General features: G+C 71.2%; 28 protein-coding genes and 2 tRNA genes. 18 read left to right on the top strand and 12 right to left on the bottom strand.

The annotated features are described in order from the left end of the window. Positions 1-53: 53 nt before the first annotated feature. Both ACLQ3K_RS16270 and ACLQ3K_RS16265 read left to right on the top strand, forming a co-directional pair. A complete protein-coding gene (locus ACLQ3K_RS16270; protein WP_426000762.1) occupies positions 54-1,196 on the top strand; it encodes an acyltransferase family protein in 1,143 nt (380 codons plus the stop codon). Next, entirely contained in the window at positions 1,177-2,415 is a 1,239-nt protein-coding gene (locus ACLQ3K_RS16265) for a hypothetical protein (protein WP_426000760.1), read from the top strand. The genes ACLQ3K_RS16270 and ACLQ3K_RS16265 overlap by 20 nt, the downstream gene beginning before the upstream one ends. Here ACLQ3K_RS16265 and ACLQ3K_RS16260 read toward each other — a convergent pair. The 9 genes from ACLQ3K_RS16260 to ACLQ3K_RS16220 form a co-directional block, all read right to left on the bottom strand. Then, entirely contained in the window at positions 2,388-2,822 is a 435-nt protein-coding gene (locus ACLQ3K_RS16260; RefSeq protein WP_082809595.1) for an acyl-CoA thioesterase, read from the bottom strand. The genes ACLQ3K_RS16265 and ACLQ3K_RS16260 overlap by 28 nt on opposite strands. Further along, a complete protein-coding gene (gene hisC, locus ACLQ3K_RS16255; protein WP_426000885.1) occupies positions 2,819-3,877 on the bottom strand; it encodes a histidinol-phosphate transaminase in 1,059 nt (352 codons plus the stop codon). The genes ACLQ3K_RS16260 and hisC overlap by 4 nt, the downstream gene beginning before the upstream one ends. Before the next feature lie 120 nt (positions 3,878-3,997). Beyond that, positions 3,998-4,183 (bottom strand): CsbD family protein, encoded by a 186-nt coding sequence (locus ACLQ3K_RS16250; protein WP_426000758.1) that lies wholly within the window; start codon positions 4,181-4,183, stop codon positions 3,998-4,000. Positions 4,184-4,303: 120 nt separating this feature from the next. Next, positions 4,304-4,513: a CsbD family protein gene (locus ACLQ3K_RS16245; RefSeq protein WP_426000756.1), complete on the bottom strand. Its 210-nt coding sequence runs from the start codon at positions 4,511-4,513 to the stop codon at positions 4,304-4,306. A gap of 2 nt (positions 4,514-4,515) precedes the next feature. Continuing rightward, positions 4,516-5,106 (bottom strand): alkaline shock response membrane anchor protein AmaP, encoded by a 591-nt coding sequence (locus tag ACLQ3K_RS16240; protein ID WP_426000754.1) that lies wholly within the window; start codon positions 5,104-5,106, stop codon positions 4,516-4,518. Then, positions 5,103-5,894 carry a hypothetical protein gene (locus tag ACLQ3K_RS16235; protein ID WP_426000752.1) on the bottom strand — a complete coding sequence of 264 codons (792 nt, stop codon included), beginning with the start codon at positions 5,892-5,894 and terminating at the stop codon, positions 5,103-5,105. The genes ACLQ3K_RS16240 and ACLQ3K_RS16235 overlap by 4 nt, the downstream gene beginning before the upstream one ends. A gap of 2 nt (positions 5,895-5,896) precedes the next feature. Next, positions 5,897-6,082, bottom strand: coding sequence for a DUF2273 domain-containing protein (locus ACLQ3K_RS16230; RefSeq protein WP_426000751.1), 186 nt, complete (start codon positions 6,080-6,082; stop codon positions 5,897-5,899). After that, positions 6,079-6,402 (bottom strand): hypothetical protein, encoded by a 324-nt coding sequence (locus ACLQ3K_RS16225; protein WP_426000749.1) that lies wholly within the window; start codon positions 6,400-6,402, stop codon positions 6,079-6,081. Before ACLQ3K_RS16225 ends, ACLQ3K_RS16230 begins: the two co-directional genes overlap by 4 nt. Then, positions 6,399-6,875, bottom strand: a complete 477-nt coding sequence (locus tag ACLQ3K_RS16220; protein WP_426000747.1) for an Asp23/Gls24 family envelope stress response protein — start codon at positions 6,873-6,875, stop codon at positions 6,399-6,401. Before ACLQ3K_RS16220 ends, ACLQ3K_RS16225 begins: the two co-directional genes overlap by 4 nt. A gap of 115 nt (positions 6,876-6,990) precedes the next feature. Here ACLQ3K_RS16220 and ACLQ3K_RS16215 point away from each other — a divergent pair, with 115 nt between their 5' ends. The 4 genes from ACLQ3K_RS16215 to ACLQ3K_RS16200 all read left to right on the top strand — a co-directional run bounded on the left by ACLQ3K_RS16215 (position 6,991) and on the right by ACLQ3K_RS16200 (position 8,477). After that, positions 6,991-7,551, top strand: a complete 561-nt coding sequence (locus ACLQ3K_RS16215; protein ID WP_224647766.1) for an RNA polymerase sigma factor — start codon at positions 6,991-6,993, stop codon at positions 7,549-7,551. Positions 7,552-7,622: 71 nt separating this feature from the next. Further along, the gene (locus tag ACLQ3K_RS16210; protein ID WP_426000745.1) at positions 7,623-8,144 is read left to right on the top strand and encodes a hypothetical protein; all 522 of its coding nucleotides are present in this window, start codon (positions 7,623-7,625) and stop codon (positions 8,142-8,144) included. A gap of 130 nt (positions 8,145-8,274) precedes the next feature. After that, positions 8,275-8,366: transfer RNA gene (locus ACLQ3K_RS16205), tRNA-Ser, on the top strand. Between the two features lie 38 nt (positions 8,367-8,404). Then, a tRNA-Arg gene (locus ACLQ3K_RS16200) sits at positions 8,405-8,477 on the top strand. Positions 8,478-8,556: 79 nt separating this feature from the next. On the opposite strand, the gene ACLQ3K_RS16195 is transcribed toward ACLQ3K_RS16200, so the two are convergent. Together ACLQ3K_RS16195 and ACLQ3K_RS16190 are read right to left on the bottom strand one after the other, a co-directional pair. Next, the gene (locus ACLQ3K_RS16195) at positions 8,557-9,675 is read right to left on the bottom strand and encodes a tyrosine-type recombinase/integrase (protein WP_426000743.1); all 1,119 of its coding nucleotides are present in this window, start codon (positions 9,673-9,675) and stop codon (positions 8,557-8,559) included. Further along, complete coding sequence (locus tag ACLQ3K_RS16190) at positions 9,668-10,219, bottom strand: helix-turn-helix domain-containing protein (RefSeq protein ID WP_426000741.1); 552 nt, start codon at positions 10,217-10,219, stop codon at positions 9,668-9,670. Before ACLQ3K_RS16190 ends, ACLQ3K_RS16195 begins: the two co-directional genes overlap by 8 nt. Before the next feature lie 101 nt (positions 10,220-10,320). Between ACLQ3K_RS16190 and ACLQ3K_RS16185 the strand changes: the two genes are divergently transcribed. The 7 genes from ACLQ3K_RS16185 (at position 10,321) to ACLQ3K_RS16155 (ending at position 14,167) form a co-directional block, all read left to right on the top strand. Further along, complete coding sequence (locus ACLQ3K_RS16185) at positions 10,321-10,542, top strand: DNA-binding protein (RefSeq protein ID WP_426000739.1); 222 nt, start codon at positions 10,321-10,323, stop codon at positions 10,540-10,542. A gap of 44 nt (positions 10,543-10,586) precedes the next feature. Further along, complete coding sequence (locus tag ACLQ3K_RS16180) at positions 10,587-11,045, top strand: hypothetical protein (RefSeq protein ID WP_426000737.1); 459 nt, start codon at positions 10,587-10,589, stop codon at positions 11,043-11,045. Next, positions 11,042-11,764: a hypothetical protein gene (locus tag ACLQ3K_RS16175; RefSeq protein WP_426000735.1), complete on the top strand. Its 723-nt coding sequence runs from the start codon at positions 11,042-11,044 to the stop codon at positions 11,762-11,764. Before ACLQ3K_RS16180 ends, ACLQ3K_RS16175 begins: the two co-directional genes overlap by 4 nt. 5 nt (positions 11,765-11,769) lie before the next feature. After that, entirely contained in the window at positions 11,770-11,949 is a 180-nt protein-coding gene (locus ACLQ3K_RS16170; protein ID WP_238219708.1) for a DUF6011 domain-containing protein, read from the top strand. Beyond that, entirely contained in the window at positions 11,946-12,350 is a 405-nt protein-coding gene (locus ACLQ3K_RS16165) for a DUF2742 domain-containing protein (protein WP_426000733.1), read from the top strand. Before ACLQ3K_RS16170 ends, ACLQ3K_RS16165 begins: the two co-directional genes overlap by 4 nt. After that, a complete protein-coding gene (locus ACLQ3K_RS16160; protein WP_426000731.1) occupies positions 12,347-13,885 on the top strand; it encodes a hypothetical protein in 1,539 nt (512 codons plus the stop codon). Before ACLQ3K_RS16165 ends, ACLQ3K_RS16160 begins: the two co-directional genes overlap by 4 nt. A 120-nt stretch (positions 13,886-14,005) precedes the next feature. After that, the gene (locus ACLQ3K_RS16155; RefSeq protein WP_426000729.1) at positions 14,006-14,167 is read left to right on the top strand and encodes a hypothetical protein; all 162 of its coding nucleotides are present in this window, start codon (positions 14,006-14,008) and stop codon (positions 14,165-14,167) included. 11 nt (positions 14,168-14,178) lie between these two features. Here ACLQ3K_RS16155 and ACLQ3K_RS16150 read toward each other — a convergent pair whose 3' ends face one another. After that, positions 14,179-14,469: a hypothetical protein gene (locus tag ACLQ3K_RS16150; RefSeq protein ID WP_426000727.1), complete on the bottom strand. Its 291-nt coding sequence runs from the start codon at positions 14,467-14,469 to the stop codon at positions 14,179-14,181. 71 nt (positions 14,470-14,540) lie between these two features. Between ACLQ3K_RS16150 and ACLQ3K_RS16145 the strand changes: the two genes are divergently transcribed. The 5 genes from ACLQ3K_RS16145 to ACLQ3K_RS16125 all read left to right on the top strand — a co-directional run bounded on the left by ACLQ3K_RS16145 (position 14,541) and on the right by ACLQ3K_RS16125 (position 16,585). Next, the gene (locus ACLQ3K_RS16145) at positions 14,541-14,879 is read left to right on the top strand and encodes a hypothetical protein (RefSeq protein WP_426000725.1); all 339 of its coding nucleotides are present in this window, start codon (positions 14,541-14,543) and stop codon (positions 14,877-14,879) included. After that, positions 14,876-15,064: a hypothetical protein gene (locus tag ACLQ3K_RS16140; protein ID WP_426000723.1), complete on the top strand. Its 189-nt coding sequence runs from the start codon at positions 14,876-14,878 to the stop codon at positions 15,062-15,064. The genes ACLQ3K_RS16145 and ACLQ3K_RS16140 overlap by 4 nt, the downstream gene beginning before the upstream one ends. Positions 15,065-15,073: 9 nt before the next feature. Beyond that, positions 15,074-15,856, top strand: coding sequence for a hypothetical protein (locus tag ACLQ3K_RS16135; RefSeq protein WP_426000721.1), 783 nt, complete (start codon positions 15,074-15,076; stop codon positions 15,854-15,856). Between the two features lie 10 nt (positions 15,857-15,866). Then, positions 15,867-16,085 (top strand): hypothetical protein, encoded by a 219-nt coding sequence (locus tag ACLQ3K_RS16130; protein WP_426000719.1) that lies wholly within the window; start codon positions 15,867-15,869, stop codon positions 16,083-16,085. Positions 16,086-16,234: 149 nt separating this feature from the next. Then, a complete protein-coding gene (locus ACLQ3K_RS16125; RefSeq protein WP_426000717.1) occupies positions 16,235-16,585 on the top strand; it encodes a hypothetical protein in 351 nt (116 codons plus the stop codon). The last annotated feature ends 9 nt before the right edge of the window (positions 16,586-16,594 follow it).

Here is a 16,594-nt window from a genome sequence, read left to right as displayed (position 1 = left end):
CCGCCGCCCGGGCGGCTGGACGGGGCCCGGGGGACACCGGGCAAAATGAAGGGATGCAGAGTCGGGTAGCGCCGCTCACCGGGCTGCGTGCCGTCGCGGCGGCCACGGTGTGCCTGACGCACGCCGCCTTCTCGACGGGGCACTACACCGACGACTTCGCCGGCCACCTCTGGGCGCGGTTCGAGATCGGCGTCCCCATCTTCTTCGCGCTGTCGGGTTTCCTGCTGTTCCGGCCGTGGGTGCGGCTGCTGCAGGACGGCACCGGGCACCAGCCCGACCTGCGGCGGTACGCCTGGCACCGGTTCCGGCGCGTGGTGCCGGCGTACTGGGCGGTCGTCGTCGTGGTGTACGCGCTGGGGCTCGTCCGGCACGAGCCGAACCCGTCGGGCGGCGGGATCGACGGGCTCCTGCGCAACCTCACCTTCACCCAGATCTACGGCTTCGGGCACCTGCGGGTCGGGCTCACCCAGGCGTGGAGCCTCGCCGTGGAGGTGGCCTTCTACCTGGCGCTCCCGCTGATCGGCTGGGCGCTCACCGCGGTCCTGTGCCGGTACCGGTGGCGGCCCGCGCGGCTGCTGGCGGGCCTCGCCGGCGTCGCCGCGATCACGCCCGTGTGGATCATGATCGCCCCCGAGATCGAGCGCACCGCGCGCATGTGGCCGCCCGCCTACCTGTGGTGGTTCGTCGGGGGCATGGCCCTGACGGTGGCGGTCCCCCTGGTCCGACGGTGGCCGCGGTGGGCCACGCCCGCCTGCCTCGCCGTCGCCCTCACGGGGTTCGTCGTCTCCGCCCTGCCGGTGATCGGCGGCCCGCCGACGATGGTGCCGGCGAGCCAGGTGGAGGCGCTCGTGAAGTCGGCGCTGTACCTGCTGATCGCGACCGCGCTGATCGCCCCGCTCGGGCTGGCGCCGGGTGCGCGCTCGCCGTACCACCGGCTGCTCGGCAGCCGCCCGATGGTGTGGCTGGGCAGGATCTCCTACGAGTACTTCCTGGTGCACCTCATCGTCATGGACGTGCTGCTCCTCGACGTCTTCGGCTGGCGGCCGTTCACCGGGAACATCGCCGTGGCCTTCCTCGCGACCTCCGTCGTGAGCGTGGTGCTCGCGTGGGCGCTGCGCGCGGCCCTGCCCTTCGGGGATGATGAAGGTCGCACGTCGACGCAGAAGGGGGTGACGGATGTCCGCGCAGGAGCCTGAAGTGCACATCGAGGCGCCGGTGCGCCGCTGGTGCGACGCCCGCGCCATCCCCGTGCCGCGGCGCGAGCTCTCCGACGAGGCCGCACTGCTCATCGCCGCGGGGCACCTGCAGCCCGCGGCCCGCGAGGTGGTGCTCAACCGGTTCGACACCGAGCGCGCCTTCCCGGACATCGGCGGCTACGCCAAGCTGCGCCGGCTCAGCCGGATCGCCGAGCACGAGGCGCCGCCGCCCTCGGCAGACGGCCTCCCGCCGAACCCGTTGCAGCAGGCCAAGGCCGCCGCCGACGCGGTCCGCGGCGCCGACGCCCGCCGCAAGCTCGCCGGCTTCCGGCACGCCTTCACCCTCAACCGCATCTCCTTCGCCGCGGGCGTCCGCGCCGTGCGGCGTGCCCGCAAGGACGCGTTGCACCTCGACCTCGACGAGCGCGACGCCCTGTTCGACGCACTGTGCCTGACGCCGCTGCCGGTCACCCCGTCGGCCGCCGCGGTCGCGGCGCGGACCGTCGCGCGGGTGGCCGGGCCGGCCCTGCGGCTCGCCCCGCAGCTCGCGGGCTGGGTCGACGGCCACGGCGCGCCCGACGAGGGCCTGCTCGTCTTCGAGGACCGGTACGACGTGCTGCTCTTCGTCGCCGGCCTGGTCTACGACAAGGTCAGCTACTCGCGGTCGGTGAGCTCCGGCGAGTTCGACGAACAGCTCGGCCAACTGGACCTCCCGACCGACCTGGTGCAGATCTCCGCCGACGTGGTGCAGCTCAAGTCCGTCTGGGGCCAGCTGCGGTACGCGCCGGGCCTCGCCGACGGCACCCGGTCGAGCGAGCTCGACACGGTGTGGGACGAGCTCGTCGATCGGGTAACTGCGCTCACCCGCGTGGGTGACCTCGTGGACGTCGCCGATTCCAAACGGCCGCGCCGCCTGTCGATCGAGTCGATCGACCAGCAGATCCACGAGCTGGTGCAGCGCTCCGGCGAGCGCGAGATCTCCACGCAGAGTGCGCGTCGCGTCGCCGGGCAGATCATGGGCGCCCGGGGCGACCTCCCGCCCGCGCTGCCCGACGGTACGCGACGCGCCCTGCCCGGCGCGGGGCCGGGCGCCGATTCGGGTGGAGCCGGTGCGGGCGCGCGGCCCGGTGCGGCGCTACCGGATACGGCCCTTCCGGGGGAGGCGCCGAAGGCGTGGAAGCCCGCGCCGGCTCAGCCGCGCGACCAGGACGCGAGGTAGGTCTTCTCCTCGTCGGTGAGACGCCGCAGGCTGCGCTTCTCGATGTCGACGACCGCCATCTGCGTGGTCGCCAGGATCGCCGGCTTCGACTCCGGCGCGGCGTCTTTCGCGCGGACCTCGTAGCCGATGGTGAAGTCGACGCTTCGGTTCGACGCGATGTACATGCCGACCTGCACCGGCGAATCCTCGTGGTACAGCTGCGCCTTGTACTTGATCGCGACGTCCGCGATGAAGGCGCTCTTGATCAGCGGCGCGTACTTCTCGCCGGCGGAGAGCAGCCACTGGATGCGGGCCTCCTCCAGCAGCGTGACCATCCGCGCGTGGTTCACGTGGCCCAGCGCATCCATGTCCGACCAGCGGACGGGAACGTGTGCGGTGAAGGCGAACTCGTACTTGCCGAGGGTCATCGCTGCCACTTCGTGGCGAAGGCGAGGAAGGCGTCGTTCTCTTCGGGCACGGTGACGGTGACGCGGACGCCGGCACCGTCGAAGCCCCGGACCAGGAGGCCGGCCTCGGCGGCGTCGGTGGTGAACCGCACCGAGTCAGTGCCCAGCGGGAGCCAGACGAAATTGGCCTGGGTGTGCGGGACCTCGAAACCGGCCTGCAGCAACGCGTCCCGGACGCGGGCGCGCTCGGCGACGACGGTCTCGGTGCGGGCCAGCAGCTCGTCGTTCGCGTGCAGCGAGGCGATGGCGGCGGCCTGCGCGGGCACGCTGACGGAGAAGGGCAGGTGCACCTTGGTGAGTGCGGCGATGAGCTCGGGATCGGCGATGGCGTAGCCCACCCGCAGGCCGGCGAGGCCGTAGGCCTTGGAGAAGGTGCGCAGGGCGATCACGTTGCGGTGCCGGGTGATCAGGGCGGCGCCGTCGATGCGCTCGCCGGTCTGCTCGTTGGCGCGGTGGTACTCGTAGTAGGCCTCGTCGAGGGCGACGATCACGTGCGGCGGCACCTTCTGCAGGAACGCCTCGAGAGCCTCCTCGGAGACCGTCGTGCCGGTCGGGTTGTTCGGGTTGCAGACGAAGATCAGGCGCGTGCGGTCGGTGATCGCGGCGGCCATGGCGTCGAGGTCGTGCGCGTGGTCCGCGGTGAGGGGCACCTGGACCGGCGTCGCGCCGACGACGCGGGTCACGATCGGGTAGGCCTCGAAGCTGCGCCACGCGAAGATCACCTCGTCGCCGGGGCGGCAGGTGACCTGGACCAGGTCCTGGCAGAGGGCGACGGAGCCGCAGCCCGCGTGCAGCTGCTCCTCCGTGGCGCCGGTGAGCTTCGCCAGCTCGGCCTTGAGGGCCACCGCCCCGTTGTCGGGGTACCGGTTGGCGCTGCGCAGCACCTCGGCGAGGGCCGCGGCGACGGACGGCAGCGGACCGTCGACGATCTCGTTGGAGGCGAGCTTGATCGCGCCCGGCGCGGACTTCCCCGGGACGTACGCCGGGAGCGCGTCGAGATCGGAGCGGATGCTCAGCGGCGCGGGACGGGAGGAGTTCTCAATGGCCACTCGGCCAGGGTAGACCGACGGCTCGGCCCCCGGGGCCACCGAGGCCGGTCCACGTGGACCGGCCCCGGTGGCCGTGGGTGCAACGGATCAGTTGCCCGAGAGCTTGCCCTTGAGGGAGTCAGCCTCGCCCTTGACCTTGTCGCCGAGCTCGCCCGCCTTCTCCTTGGCGGCGGCGGTGGCCTGGTCGACCTTCTCGCCGGCGGCCGCGGCGGCCACCTGGGCGCGGCCCTTGAGCTCCTCGGCCTTGTTCTTCGCGTCGTCTGCGATGCCCATGCGTGATCCTTCCGATACACCCGATGTGTTCCCCCGAGGCGGATCCCCGAGGCTTTGATTGTGCGCTGCTCGGCACAACCGCGCAGGGTTATCGATTGCGATCACGACGGACCTGCGGTTTCAGTTTCCGGAGAGCTTGTCCTTGACGGCGTCGACGCCCTCCCTGACCTTGTCCGCGACGTCGGCGATCTTCTCCTTCGCTGCGGCGAGGCCCTGATCCGCCTGCCCCTCGGCCTTGAGATCGTCGTCGCCCGTGGCCGCGCCCGCGGCCTCCTTGGCGCGCCCCTTGAGGTCCTCAGCCTTGTTCTTGGCGTCGTCTGCGATGCCCATGGTCACGTCCTCTCGATGGTCGTTGGATCTTCATCTCGGGGGAGTTCCCCAAGTCTTCTGTCGCCGCGCCGGTCGTTCACGAGGACCTGGAACGCGACGTCGGGCCCGGTCGCGGCGGCCACGTCGTTGCGGGCGGCGGCCGCCAGGGCGGTGAGCTCGTCGACGGGTGCGCCGGGGGAGATCGCGACCGCCACCCGGATGACGGGCCGGCCCTTCTCGATCACGGTCGACGGGCGGGCGCGCCGGATCAGGGGGCTGCGCCCGAGGTCAGCGGCGACGGCATCCGCGACCCGTCTCAGGTCGACGGTGCCGTCGCCCGGGACGTGCGCGGTGCGCGAGGAGGAGCTGCGCAGGTGCCGGACCAGCAGCCACAGCGCCACCAGCACCAGGACCGCGCCGGCCGCGCCGGTGACGGCGGGCCACCACGGCTGGTCGGGCAGCCGCACGATCGTCGGGACCGAGACGCGGTCGGCGGCGTCGGCCGCGGTCCGCTGACCGAGCCGGTCGCCGAGCGCCCACAGGCCACCGCCGAGCAGCACCAGCCCGACGAGACCGGCGACGATCCGGTCGATGACGCGGGTCGAGCCCTTCATCGGGCCACCTCCTCGGCGCTGCGGCGGTCGGGGTCGATCCGCCGGTGGAACCAGAGTTCGTCGGAGACGGGGGTATGACTGCGCCGGCGCGGCTTCAGCGCGGCGATCAGCAGCAGCAGGCCGAGCACGATGGCGCCGACCGTCGCGGGCCAGGCCCACCACGACCAGCGGACGTCGTCGGCGATGCGGGGCACCGCGTCGATCCAGCGGCTCCCGGCGACCCAGCCGAGCGAGACGAGGGCGTCGCGGACCGCGATCACGCCGAGCGCGAGGACGGCGAGCAGCAGGGGCACCGTCGCGATGCTGGCGCCGGCGGTGCGGCGCGGCGCGTGACGGCGCAGGTCCCGGGCTGTGGGCGCGTCGTCCGTCGCGGCGACGGCGGCGTGGTGCGCGAGTGCGGCGCGAGACCCGGTGCGCTCGTCGCTGATCCGGGTGATGTGCACGTGCACCTCCTTCGGGGCCGTGCCCAGGCTGCGGGCGAGCTCGTCGTCGACCGCGGAGCGGACCGCGGGAACCAGCCGGGCGGAGTCGAGCGGCCACTGCGCGGCGATCTGCACGTCGACGTCACTGCGGGCGCGGTCGGCGAAGCGCACCGCGGGCAGCTGCCGCGTCGTGAGCCCGCGGACCCGCTCGGTGCCGGGCACCGAGAGCGCGGCGTGCTCGACCAGTCGGCGCCGCACGCGGTCGTCGATGACGGTGCGGCCGCGGCCCGCGGTGTCGGCGTCACGCCCGGCGCCGGTGTCGTCGGGGATGCCCGGGGCATCCGGGGTCTCCGATTCGGTGGTCATGGTCAGCTCCGGTCGCGGCGCCGCAGGGCGGTGAGGTCGATGAGCCCGTCGAAGTGCGCGCCCACGGCCGCCCCGGCAGTGCCGAGGACGATCGCGAGGAGGAAGCCGACCAGGCCGCCGACCACGACGGCGATCGCCACGAGCAGGCCGATCACGCCTCCCCACACGGTGAAGTGTCCTGGCGTCATGCGGTGAACTCCTTCGGTGCTGCGGTGCCCTGGTCGGACACCGCGATGTCGGATACGACGACGTCCACGGGGACCCCCGCGGCGTCGGAGGCGGCCGCGCGGACGCGGTCCGCGAGGTCGACGAGGTCGAGATCGCGCCGGAACTCGAGCACGACGGAGACCTGTCCTCCGTCGTCGTCGAGCCGGACGCCGCGCACCGTCCGGCCCGGGAGGTGCGTGGCGGGGGAGCCGGGCCCGCCCGCGTGGACGCCGACGACGCCGTCGATCGCCGTCACGGCGGCGACGACCCCGTCGACCCGGGCGGCGCGTGCGGAGCTCACTGGACCCGCGACTCCGCCGACGTCTCGCCGGTGGCGACATCGTCATCATCGGCGAAGTGGACGTCGTGGACGGTCACGTTGACCTCGGTCACCTCGAGACCGGTCATGGACTCGACGGCGTCGATGACGTTGCTGCGGATGCCGGCGGCGAGGTCGTGGATCGCGACGCCGTACTCGGCGACGATCGTCACGTCGACCGCGGCCTGTCGCTCGCCGACCTCGACGGTGACGCCCTGCGTGAGGTCCGGTGCGCCGGGGAGGGTCTCGCGGATGCGGCCGACCACGCGGGCGGCCTGGCCGCCGAGGTCGTAGACACCGTCGACCTCGCGGGCCGCGATACCGGCGATCTTGGACACGACCACGTCGGCGATGTTGGTGCTGCCGCGCCCGACCTGCGTCGCGACCGCGGTCCCGGGCTTCGCGGCCTTCGACTCGTCGGCGGTCGCGGCGGGCTTGGTGGTGGTCGAGGTCATGTTCGGTCTCCCTTGTGTCGACTGATGTACCGGGATCCGTTCCGGCACACTGGGTGAGTCGCCGGCTCGCGGAGATCGGCACGCGATTGTGACCCATCTCACATTTGGAGGGTGGTTGTTCGACTCGGAGCTGCTGCCGTCGCTGTCCGACGAGACCTTGACGAGGCGCGCCCAGCGGGGCGACGCCGCGGCCTTCGACGTGCTCGTGCAGCGGCACGCCCCCGCGCTGCATCGGTTCGTCGCGCGGACGATGCCCGAACGCAGCGACTGCGACGACATCGTGCAGGAATCCCTCATCGCCGCGTGGAAGGCGCTCCCGAGCTTCGCCTTCCGCTCGACGCTGCGGACGTGGCTGTTCTCGATCGCGGCCCGCAAGACCGCTGACGTGCTGCGTCGCCGCGCGCCCGTCGTCGATTCGGAGGCCGTCGACGAGGCCGTCGCGCGGGAGCCCGGCCCCGTCGAGAAGGCGACCGACCGGGACTTCCTCGACGCGCTCGCCCGGGAGCTGGGGCGCCTGCCGTACCCGGCCCGCGCGGCGTGGTGGCTCCGCGAGGTCGACGGGCTGTCCATCGCCGAGATCGCGGGCGTCCTGCGGACCACGGAGGGCTCGGTGCGCGGCCACCTCCAGCGGACCCGGCAGCGGCTCGCGGAGACGCTGGGGGAGTACTGGCCATGAGCGATCCGACGCGGCCCACGGAGGCCGGACCGTTGTGCAATCCGACAGGACGTGGTCACACTGGGGGAGCGATGAGTTTCAGGCGAGTGGAGAGTGGCGACGCCGAACCGGCGCAGGCCACCGATTGGATTGCCGACGCGACGCGTCGGCTCGCCGGGCTGTCCGCACCCGATGCCGAGGCGCCCGAGGTCGATCCGCGCTGGGGTGCGGACGCGATCGACCGGCTGCGCGAGGCCGTCGCCCAGCAGGTCTCCGCGCAGCCCCGGCGCTCCCGCCTGATCCCGACGGTGCGGCAGGGGGTCTCGGTGACCGAACTGGCCCTCTCGAAGGCGATCACGGCGGCGCTCTCCGACACCGCAGCCGCCGAGTCCGCAGCCGTCGCCGATGTCGCGCTCGATCTCAGCGGCGGTGCGCTCGCCGCCGTGCACGTCCATCTCGTCGCGGTGGGTGCCGACGGCCGGTCCCACACGCTGTTCGACGGTGGCGAGCGCCTCCGCGCACTGACGGCCGACGTCGTGCGGCGGATGGTCGGCACCTCCGACGTGCGCATCGACCTCACCTGGGAGGACGTGCTCACGCCCGAGCTGATCTGACCGCGCCGCGCGCCCCGCACGTGAACGGAAGATGACCAGCGGTTTTGTGGGTTGCGGAGAGGTTGTGTAATGTAGCTGCTCGGCGGTTGCGCGTGACCCGTAAGGATCGCTCGCGCATCGCGTCCGATTTGGAGGCGTGCCAGAGCGGCCGAATGGGACTCACTGCTAATGAGTTGTCCGGCCAACACCGGACCGGAGGTTCAAATCCTCTCGCCTCCGCCACGTCGGTCTTCGGACCGGCGAGAATTGAATATGGGTATGCGCCCGTAGCTCAGTGGATAGAGCATCTGACTACGGATCAGAAGGTCAGGGGTTCGAATCCCTTCGGGCGCACAGAAAGTACAGGTCAGGGCCGGTTTCCGATACAGGATTCCGGCCCTGACTCGTATCAGGGCACCAGAACGGCACCGATTCAGCGCGAGAGCTGGTCTAGCGCCGCCCGCGTATCCGGCGCCACCGCGGCCCTCTCGACGTAGTGTCGCTCGGTCACCGCGACGCCTGAGTGGCCCAGTTGCTTCGACGCTGCCTCGATCCCGTATGCACGCTCGACGAGCGTCCCGGTCGTCTTCCGGAAGTTGTGCGAGCTGACCCACGACAGCGACTCGTCCGCGGCCAGGGCCTCGCGGAGTCGGGTCGACACGTTCCGCCGCGACTGCACCGTCCCCGTGCGCGTCGGGAACACGATCCCGTCATCCGACGGCAGATCCCGCGCGAGCTGGGCGCGCAGAGCGTCCGCCGCGAACGCCGGCAACACGAACGTCAGCCGCTTCCCCCGCGCCTTCTGCACCGCGGCCGCCACCGTCGGCGGGTCCGCATCGAGGTCGATGTCCGCCCACCGGAGGTTCAGCACGTCGCCGATCCGCAGGCCCGTGCCGAGCATGACGTCCACGATGTGCCCGAGATCGGGCATCCGCTTCGGCCCGAACTTCGAGGCACCCTGCCACTCCGCGATCCGCGCGCGCACCGCGGCCACGTCCGCCGCCGTCAGGGCCCGCGGTTCCATCGTCGGACCGGGCGCTGTCGTCGTCTCCGTGACCGGGTTCACCGCGACCGCGCCCATGCGCACCGCGTACGTGAACGCGAGCCGCAGCGTCTTCCGATCGGCGCGCCACTGCGCCGTCGTCCCCTCGCCGAGGTGTTGCTCGAGGACTGCGGTGGTCGCTTCGAACAGCCGCAGCTTCCCGACGCGCTCCGTGAGCCGCTTCGCCGGCGCCTCGTAGAACTCGATGGTCGACGGCGCACGCATGAGCCCGTTCGGCATCGGCGTCGTGCGGTGATGCTCGAGCCACGCCGTTAGGAGAGCGGCCACCGTCGTGTTTCGAGTGATCGGTCCGGTGCCGGCCTGCTCCTCAGCGTCGCGGATGGCCTCCTTGAGCGCGTTCCTCGCGGCCGTCTTCGACTTCCGCCGCCGCTTGATCCACCGGGTGCGGCCGGCGTCGTCGCGGTACTTGCACCGGGCGGTCACACCGTCTTCGTCCTCGTCGTACCAGATTTCGCCCGCCGTGCCGAGCGGCGTCGGTGGCCTACCCATCGCCGGACAGTCGTTTCGACTCGAGGATCTTGGCGATCTCGTTGATTCGATCCTGCATCTCCTTCGCCCAGCTGTCGTCCGCGGGGCCTCCTGTGGTGGCCGCTTCGACACTCCGCTGGAGTCGCAGCTCGGGGATCGCCCTCTTGAGGTTGATGTACTCCCACACCAGCTTCATCGTCTCGCGCATTTCGTAGGCCGCAGTGTCATTGCCGCCAGGAACGGGGATTCTCCAGTGGCCGTTGAACCACAGCAATGCTTCGCCGCTCGATGTTGTAATCCCGGGCAGCACTTCGGAATCGCGAGTCGGCAGACCGGGATAGAGCAACTGTGCTGGCGCTGTGTCGAGAGCGGCGGCAAGCACAGCAAGTTCGCCTGTGGTGACGTACCGACGTCGGCCGTTCTCGAGATCAGCGATGGACTGTCGGGTCATCTTGACGCCGATTTCGGTCACGCGATCCGCAAGCCACTGTGCAGATCGCTTCCCGCGTCGGCGACGTACTTCCTGACCGATCGCGTGCGCGCAGTCCCGCTCCCATGTGTTCATGACACACAGAATGCACACGCTTGCGGAGGATTTCAACACATGATAGTTCTATACACAGAGCACGCGCTGTGTGTGTTCATTTCTAACGGATGGAGCCTTCCGTGACCCCTGAAGAACTCGACGCCCTTGGTGTCTCCACCGACCTCCGCACCGCGGCACGGGCCCTTGGGCTCAGCGTCTCCGGCGCCTACCAGCTTGCACAGAAGGGGGAGTTTCCGTGCCGGGTGATTCGCGCCGGCAGCCGCTACATCGTCCCCACCGTGGGCCTCCGCGAGCTCCTCGGGCTCACCGCGCCGGTGGCGGTTGGGGGTGACGCTGCGTGACGCACTACTGGGCGTTCGTCGTGTTTCTCGGCACGCTCTGCGTCATGGCCGCAGCTGCCGACGCGGACCAGCGCCGACGCGATCGCTACGCGGCCCTCGACGAGGCCGCGGACCTGTGCAGTGGTGCCCAGCCCGACCGCACGCCCCTACTCACGAAGAAGGCCCCGGAGCGCTGTCCCGCCAAGAACTCCGCTACCGAGGCCCGACCGAATCACCCGACAGGAGATCCGTTCATGTCCATCGTAACCCACTCCGCCCAGGTCCCGCACCGTCGTGGTCGCCCGCCTCGTCTCGTCGGCGACCCCGCTCGAGCCGATCGTCTCCTCCTCGCCCTCGTTCGCGCCGGCCACCGGCCCCGCGTGAGCCACCCCGACGACATCGCGGGCGTCTGCGCGCTCGTCGACCGCGGCCAGCTCAGCAACTCGCACGCCGCCGTGGTCTGCCGCGTCACCGAGCGCACCGTCCTCCGCTGGCGTGCCGCGTCGAAGGCGGCAGTGCGATGAACTACGACACGATGCGCGACTACCTGCGCAGGCTCGACACCCGCCTCTACCTGCTGCCCGAACGCGTCGGCGAGTGGGCCGAGAGCATCGGCTCGCCCTGGGTCGACGGTGTGTCCAGCCCCGCGCACAACCAGGACCCGAACCTCGCGGTGCACCTGCACCGCTCCGCGAACAACCAGCCCCAGTACGGGAAGCCAATCCTCGAGCACGAGGTCTGCGTCCGCTGGTCGGCACGCGGGAACGTCGGCAACGAGCTGTCGATGCCGCCAGAGTCTGCGATTCAGCTCGGCCGGTACCTCACCGAGGCGGGTACGGCCGCGATCCGCGACCGCGCCCGACACGCCGACTGGCTCCTCGGCGTCGTCGAGGTCACCGTCGAGACCCCCGAGGTCGTCCTCACCCCGGCCGAGTCCCTCCCGCTGACGCAGGTGGGGTCCGGGCGGCACGAGAAGCTCGCCACCGTTCGCGCCGGCCAGGCCGCGGTCACAGCCGAGCGGTTCGACTACCGGCCTGACGACGGCACGCCGGCCTTGGTGGAGTGGGCCCTGCGCGCGCAGACGACGGGCATGGACGGCGACTACGAGGTGGACCTCACGTCGGAGGACGTCGAGGGGATGCGGCGCCAGGTCGCGAACGTCGTGGGCGCGCTCACCCGCGTCATGGAGGTCTTCGACGACGAGGCCGAGAAGGTCCTCCGCGGCGCCCGCGGGGAGGTGTAGCCACTGTGATCGACGACGACGATCTTCCCGCTGGCCGGATCGCTGGGCAGGAGCACGGTGTGTTCGAGGCGTATGGGGCCGGGTGGGTGCTGTGCCCGACGTGCTCGCGGTGTGGGGCTCCGCTGACCGCCCGTGAATCGAAGGCCCGTGGCATGGGCCCTCGGTGCGCGCGGAGGCCGGCGTGACGGAGAAGATCACCGTCGAGTCGATCCGGGCGTGGGCAGTGGAGAACAACCTGCTGCCCACCCCGGGCTCGGCCCGCACCGGCTCACGCGAGGTGAGCTTCAGCGCCGCGCTCGACTTCCTCGCCCCGTTCCTGGCCGCGTGCCCCACCACCCCGCCGCCGGCGTTCACCCCGCAGTGGCAGGACGAGCCCGACGGGCAGCTCCAGTTCGTCGCGGTCCTCATCGCCGCCGTGCTGTGGGCCCTGCACCAGGACGCCCGCCAGGCCGCCGCCGAGACCGCCTCGACCGCCGCCGCGGAAGCCATCTCGGACACCACACCCAGCCCGGCAAGCAGCGCCCGGTACGTCGCAGACGACGCCGCGCAGCCGCCATTCGACTACCCGCCCAGGAGGGCAGCATGACCAACCCGCCCGGACCCGTGCCGGAGTTCTTCGCAGCCACCGACGAGCTGACCACGATCTACCGGTGGGCCCGCGCCCGGTACGCCGCACCATGGGCCGTGTTCTGGGCGGTGCTGCTCCGCGTCGCCGCGACTGTCGAGCCGACCGTGCAACTCCCTGGGCTCATCGGCGGCCGCGCGTCGCTGAACCTGCTGTGCGCGTTCGTCGCCCCATCGGGCGGAGGCAAGGGCATCAGCGACAAGGTGGCCCGGCAGGCGTGGCCAGCGCCGATCGAGGAGCTGCCCCTCGGATCGGGTGAGGGCATCGCTGCCGCGTTCAAGAAGCCCGACAAGGAGGGCGAGGAGCCCCGCACGCGGGTGCTGTTCAACTGCCCCGAGATCGACACCCTCACCGGTCTCGCGTCCCGCCAGGGCTCGGTGCTGCTCGCTCAGCTCAAGAGCATGGCGATGGGCGAGCAGATCGGCCAGCACAACGCGAGCAAGGCCACCAGCCGCGTGATCGGCGAGCACACCTACCGGGCGTGCCTGTCCGTCGGCGCGCAACCAGGCCACACCGGTGTGGTGTTCGACGACACAACCGGCGGCACCCCGCAGCGGTTCATCTGGGCGCTCACCATCGACCCGGACATGCCGGCCGAACCCACCGCAGCACCGGACCCGCTCGACACCAGGGTGCCGTTCTGGACGCCCGGCATAGATGGCGTGGTCGAGATCCAGTACGGGCCCGACGAGATCACGCAGACGGTGATCGGCGCGCACCTGGCCCGGCAGCGCGGCGAGTCCGGCGCGCTCGACGGGCACGCGATGCTCACCCGACTCAAGGTCGCCGCTCTGCTCGCGATCCTGCACAAGCGCTCCGTCGTGGACGAGACCGACTGGCAGCTGTCCCGGGTGGCGATGGCGGAATCGGACCGCACCCGCGAGTGGCTGCTCGGTGAGGCCAAGCGCATGGACCGGGAGAAGATCCGCGGCCGCGCTCTCCGCCAGGCCGCCGGTGAGGAGTTCATCGACGAGCGCAGAGCTGACGTTGTCCGTCGCCGGGTGCTCAAGGTTCTCGCCTCGGGTGAGCTGTCGTGGTCCGATACGCGCGGGCGGATGGGGAAGAAGGAGTACCGCGAGTTGTTCGACGGGGTCGTCTCCGCGCTGTCGGATGAGGGCGTCGTGTCGGTTCTACAGACCGATCGCGGGAGGCGTCTGCGGTTGAACGATGAGTTCAGGGGTGAACCCGAGTTCGCCCCGAAAAATGCCAGTTCAGAAGGGGTGAACCCCGAGTTCAGGGGTGAACCCAAAACGCCAGTCCCGACCGTACCCACCGTGCCCGCAAGGGACTGGCAGCTGCAGTACCTCGCCGACAACGCCGGCCCGGACGGCTGGGTCCGCTCGGGCGACCTCCAGGCCGCCGGCGAACCTCTCGGCTACACGGTTGCCGCTCTGCAGCGCGCCGCCGACCGCTGCGACCAGATCGAGAAGTCCGGAACCTCCGGGCGCAACGCCAAGCTCCGCATCCGCCCGACCTACACCCAGGAGTCCGCATGAGCCGCAAATGGGAGTCGGCATGGCCTACCCACCGCCGCAAGGCACGCCAGCAACGCGATGCACGCCGCCGCGGGGAGCCCGTGCTCGCACCGCTGCCGCACGAGCTGGAGCGGAGGACCAATGCGACGCCTGCAGCTCGGCGGTGACGGCGGGACCGTGCGCCGGCTCGACGCCCGGCACATCCTGATCCGTCTCGGGCACGACCACTGGCGGCTCAATGACCAAGAAGCCCGCGACCTCGCCGACCGCATCCACGACGCCATCGAGAAGCGCCGCCGATGATCACGGCACAGCTAGTCCGCTGCGAGGGCCCGTCCGATCTCCGCGAGAGTGTTCTCTGCAGGCACGCCGGGAACTCCTCCCCGTGTTGCAGCTCTCAGCGCGACTGCGTAATTGGCGACAGATGCCATTCCGACGATGAGGTTCGCGAGCGCGAGGGTCGTGTCCTCGCTTTCGCTGAGAATCTCGGCCAGGACCTCCTGGCTAGTCTTGTGGCCCGGCTGGAAGTAGTGGGCGGCGGTCAGGTACGCCAGCGCGCTCTGGGCGTGGCGTCGCTGGGCGGGAGTCATCTCCTCGTCGGTCATTCTCAGGAGACTGCCATGGTCGCGCTCCCGCCGGAGGAGCTACTGGAATTCTCGAAGCACGGGGCGTCCACGTGGAACTGACAGATGGGCAGACCGCGGCCGTGCGCTACGTGGTGCTCGAGACGATCCAACGTCGCCGGCACACCGGGCAGCCGATCCCGGTGTGGATGCGGGAACTCCTCGCAAGCGTGTCCCAACTCGGAACCGAAACCGAACCGGCTCAGGAAGACTCGATCACAGCAGCCGATCCGATCGGCACCGCAGAAGCCGCCACGATCCTCCGCTGCAGCCCCCGATACGTACGCCGTATCGCCGCCGATCTCGACGGCACCCGCCTCTCCGGCCGGCAGTACGTCTTCGACCGGGCCACCGTCACCGAATACGCAACCCGCCGAAGGGAAAACGCATGACCAGTCCCACCACCGAGAAGCGAACCGACCCGCGCGACGTGCTCGTCAACGCCGTCGTCGACTTCCTCGCCGCCCTCGACCCCGAGACCTTCGCCGCCCTCGTCTCCAGCGCCCGCGGCACCGCCAAGCCCGGCGAACCGGAGCCCGAGCAGCAGCCGACCGACTACCCGACCACCTGGAAGTAGGCCCCTCCCATGAGCATCCCCTGGCCCAGCATCACCCAGTTCCTCGACACCGTCACCGCGGTAGGCGGCACCGTTCCTGCGTCCCTGACCGACGTTGTCGCCGCCCGGGCAGCTGTCCGCACCTGGTCCCCGCCGCAGTCCGAGGACATCGCCGACGTCATCAAGCGCGGAGAACTCACCGCGGCCACCACCCACGACGTCCTCGACGCCGCCCTCACCGCCCCCGAGCGGCAGCCCCAGGCCGTCGCCCAGCGCGCCGAGTGGGCCCTCGCCGACCGCGCCGCCACCCTCATCCTCGGCGCCGCCGGCGACGCGATCCTCACCAGCGTCAAGGCCGCCCACTCCGCGGCCGTCACCAAGATGACCGCAGCCCGCGACGTCCTCCCCGCCAGCACCACCGCAGCCGAGGCCCTCGAGATCGACGGCGGCGTGGCCGCCTGGCGCGACCTCGCCGAAGCCCGCGCCGTCCTCGACAAGATCCACAGCCTCGTCGACACCCTGCTCATCAGCTTCGACGCCCTCGGATCCCCCGAGGACTGGATGAAGGGCTACGCCCGCGGCTACCTCTACGCCGCCATGTACACCAACGGCGTCGACGGCCCGATCCACCGGGTCGGCGAGATCCTCAATACCGCCGACGGGGGCATGCGCTACCGCGGCGGCCGCTGGCATCTCGGCCCGAACTACCTGCACTTGAACACCCTGACCGAAGCCAAGGCGATCATCACCGCGCACCGCCAGCAGGCCGCCGAGCGTCGGGCCGCCGAGTACGCGGCCACCCACAGTGGCTAACCACTTGCCGATGGGCGCGGACTTCCCGCTCACCGACGACGAGCTGGCCCTCGTCGACCAGCACCGTGCCGCCACCCAACCGAGCGGGCCGCCCAGCATCCAGCCGCGCGCCCACCAGGTCCGCACCCGCGCAGACCTCGAGGCCGCGCAGAGCTGGCAGCACGAGCAGGAGCACGGCCCCACGCCGGACGAGCCGTACCCGCGGCACTGGGGCTACCTACCCGAGTAGCCGCACCACAGACTGCCCGCCAACCTGGTGGCCTCTCCTGGGCGACACCACACAGGCGGGCACCAGGGCAGGGACGCCAGACCGGAACGGTCACCGGGAACAGCGTCCCGCCCTGGACCCAGAGCCCGCCTACGAACAGGGACAAGACCATGGGATTCTCCGACTTCTGGAACATGCCCGAGCCCGCCAACCCCACGGGCGATCCAGTGTCAGCCGTGCAGTCCGCGGTCCACCACACCGTGAACGAGATGAAGAGCAACAAGCCGTGGTGGGTCGCGGCCCTCGGCTTCGCCGACGGCGGGCCCGTCCCCGGCTTCACCAAGCGCGGCCGCGTCGCACCCCGCGTCCCCGACGCCACCGCGAGCGCCGCCGCCCGCCACGCCCTCAGGACCGGCACCAGGCCAGGCATAGCCATGCCGGCGACCCGCCACCGCCACGAGACCAGCCCCGGCGTCCCATGCCCGAGCTGCGCGGCCGGCCTCACCATCCCGATCCGGTAGCCACACCCA

The organism is Tsukamurella sp. DT100 (assembly GCF_049844855.1).
Lineage (GTDB): Bacteria > Actinomycetota > Actinomycetes > Mycobacteriales > Mycobacteriaceae > Tsukamurella.
The sequence above is the reverse complement of the archived record's forward strand: the minus strand, read 5'-3'. Positions and strand labels throughout refer to the sequence as shown.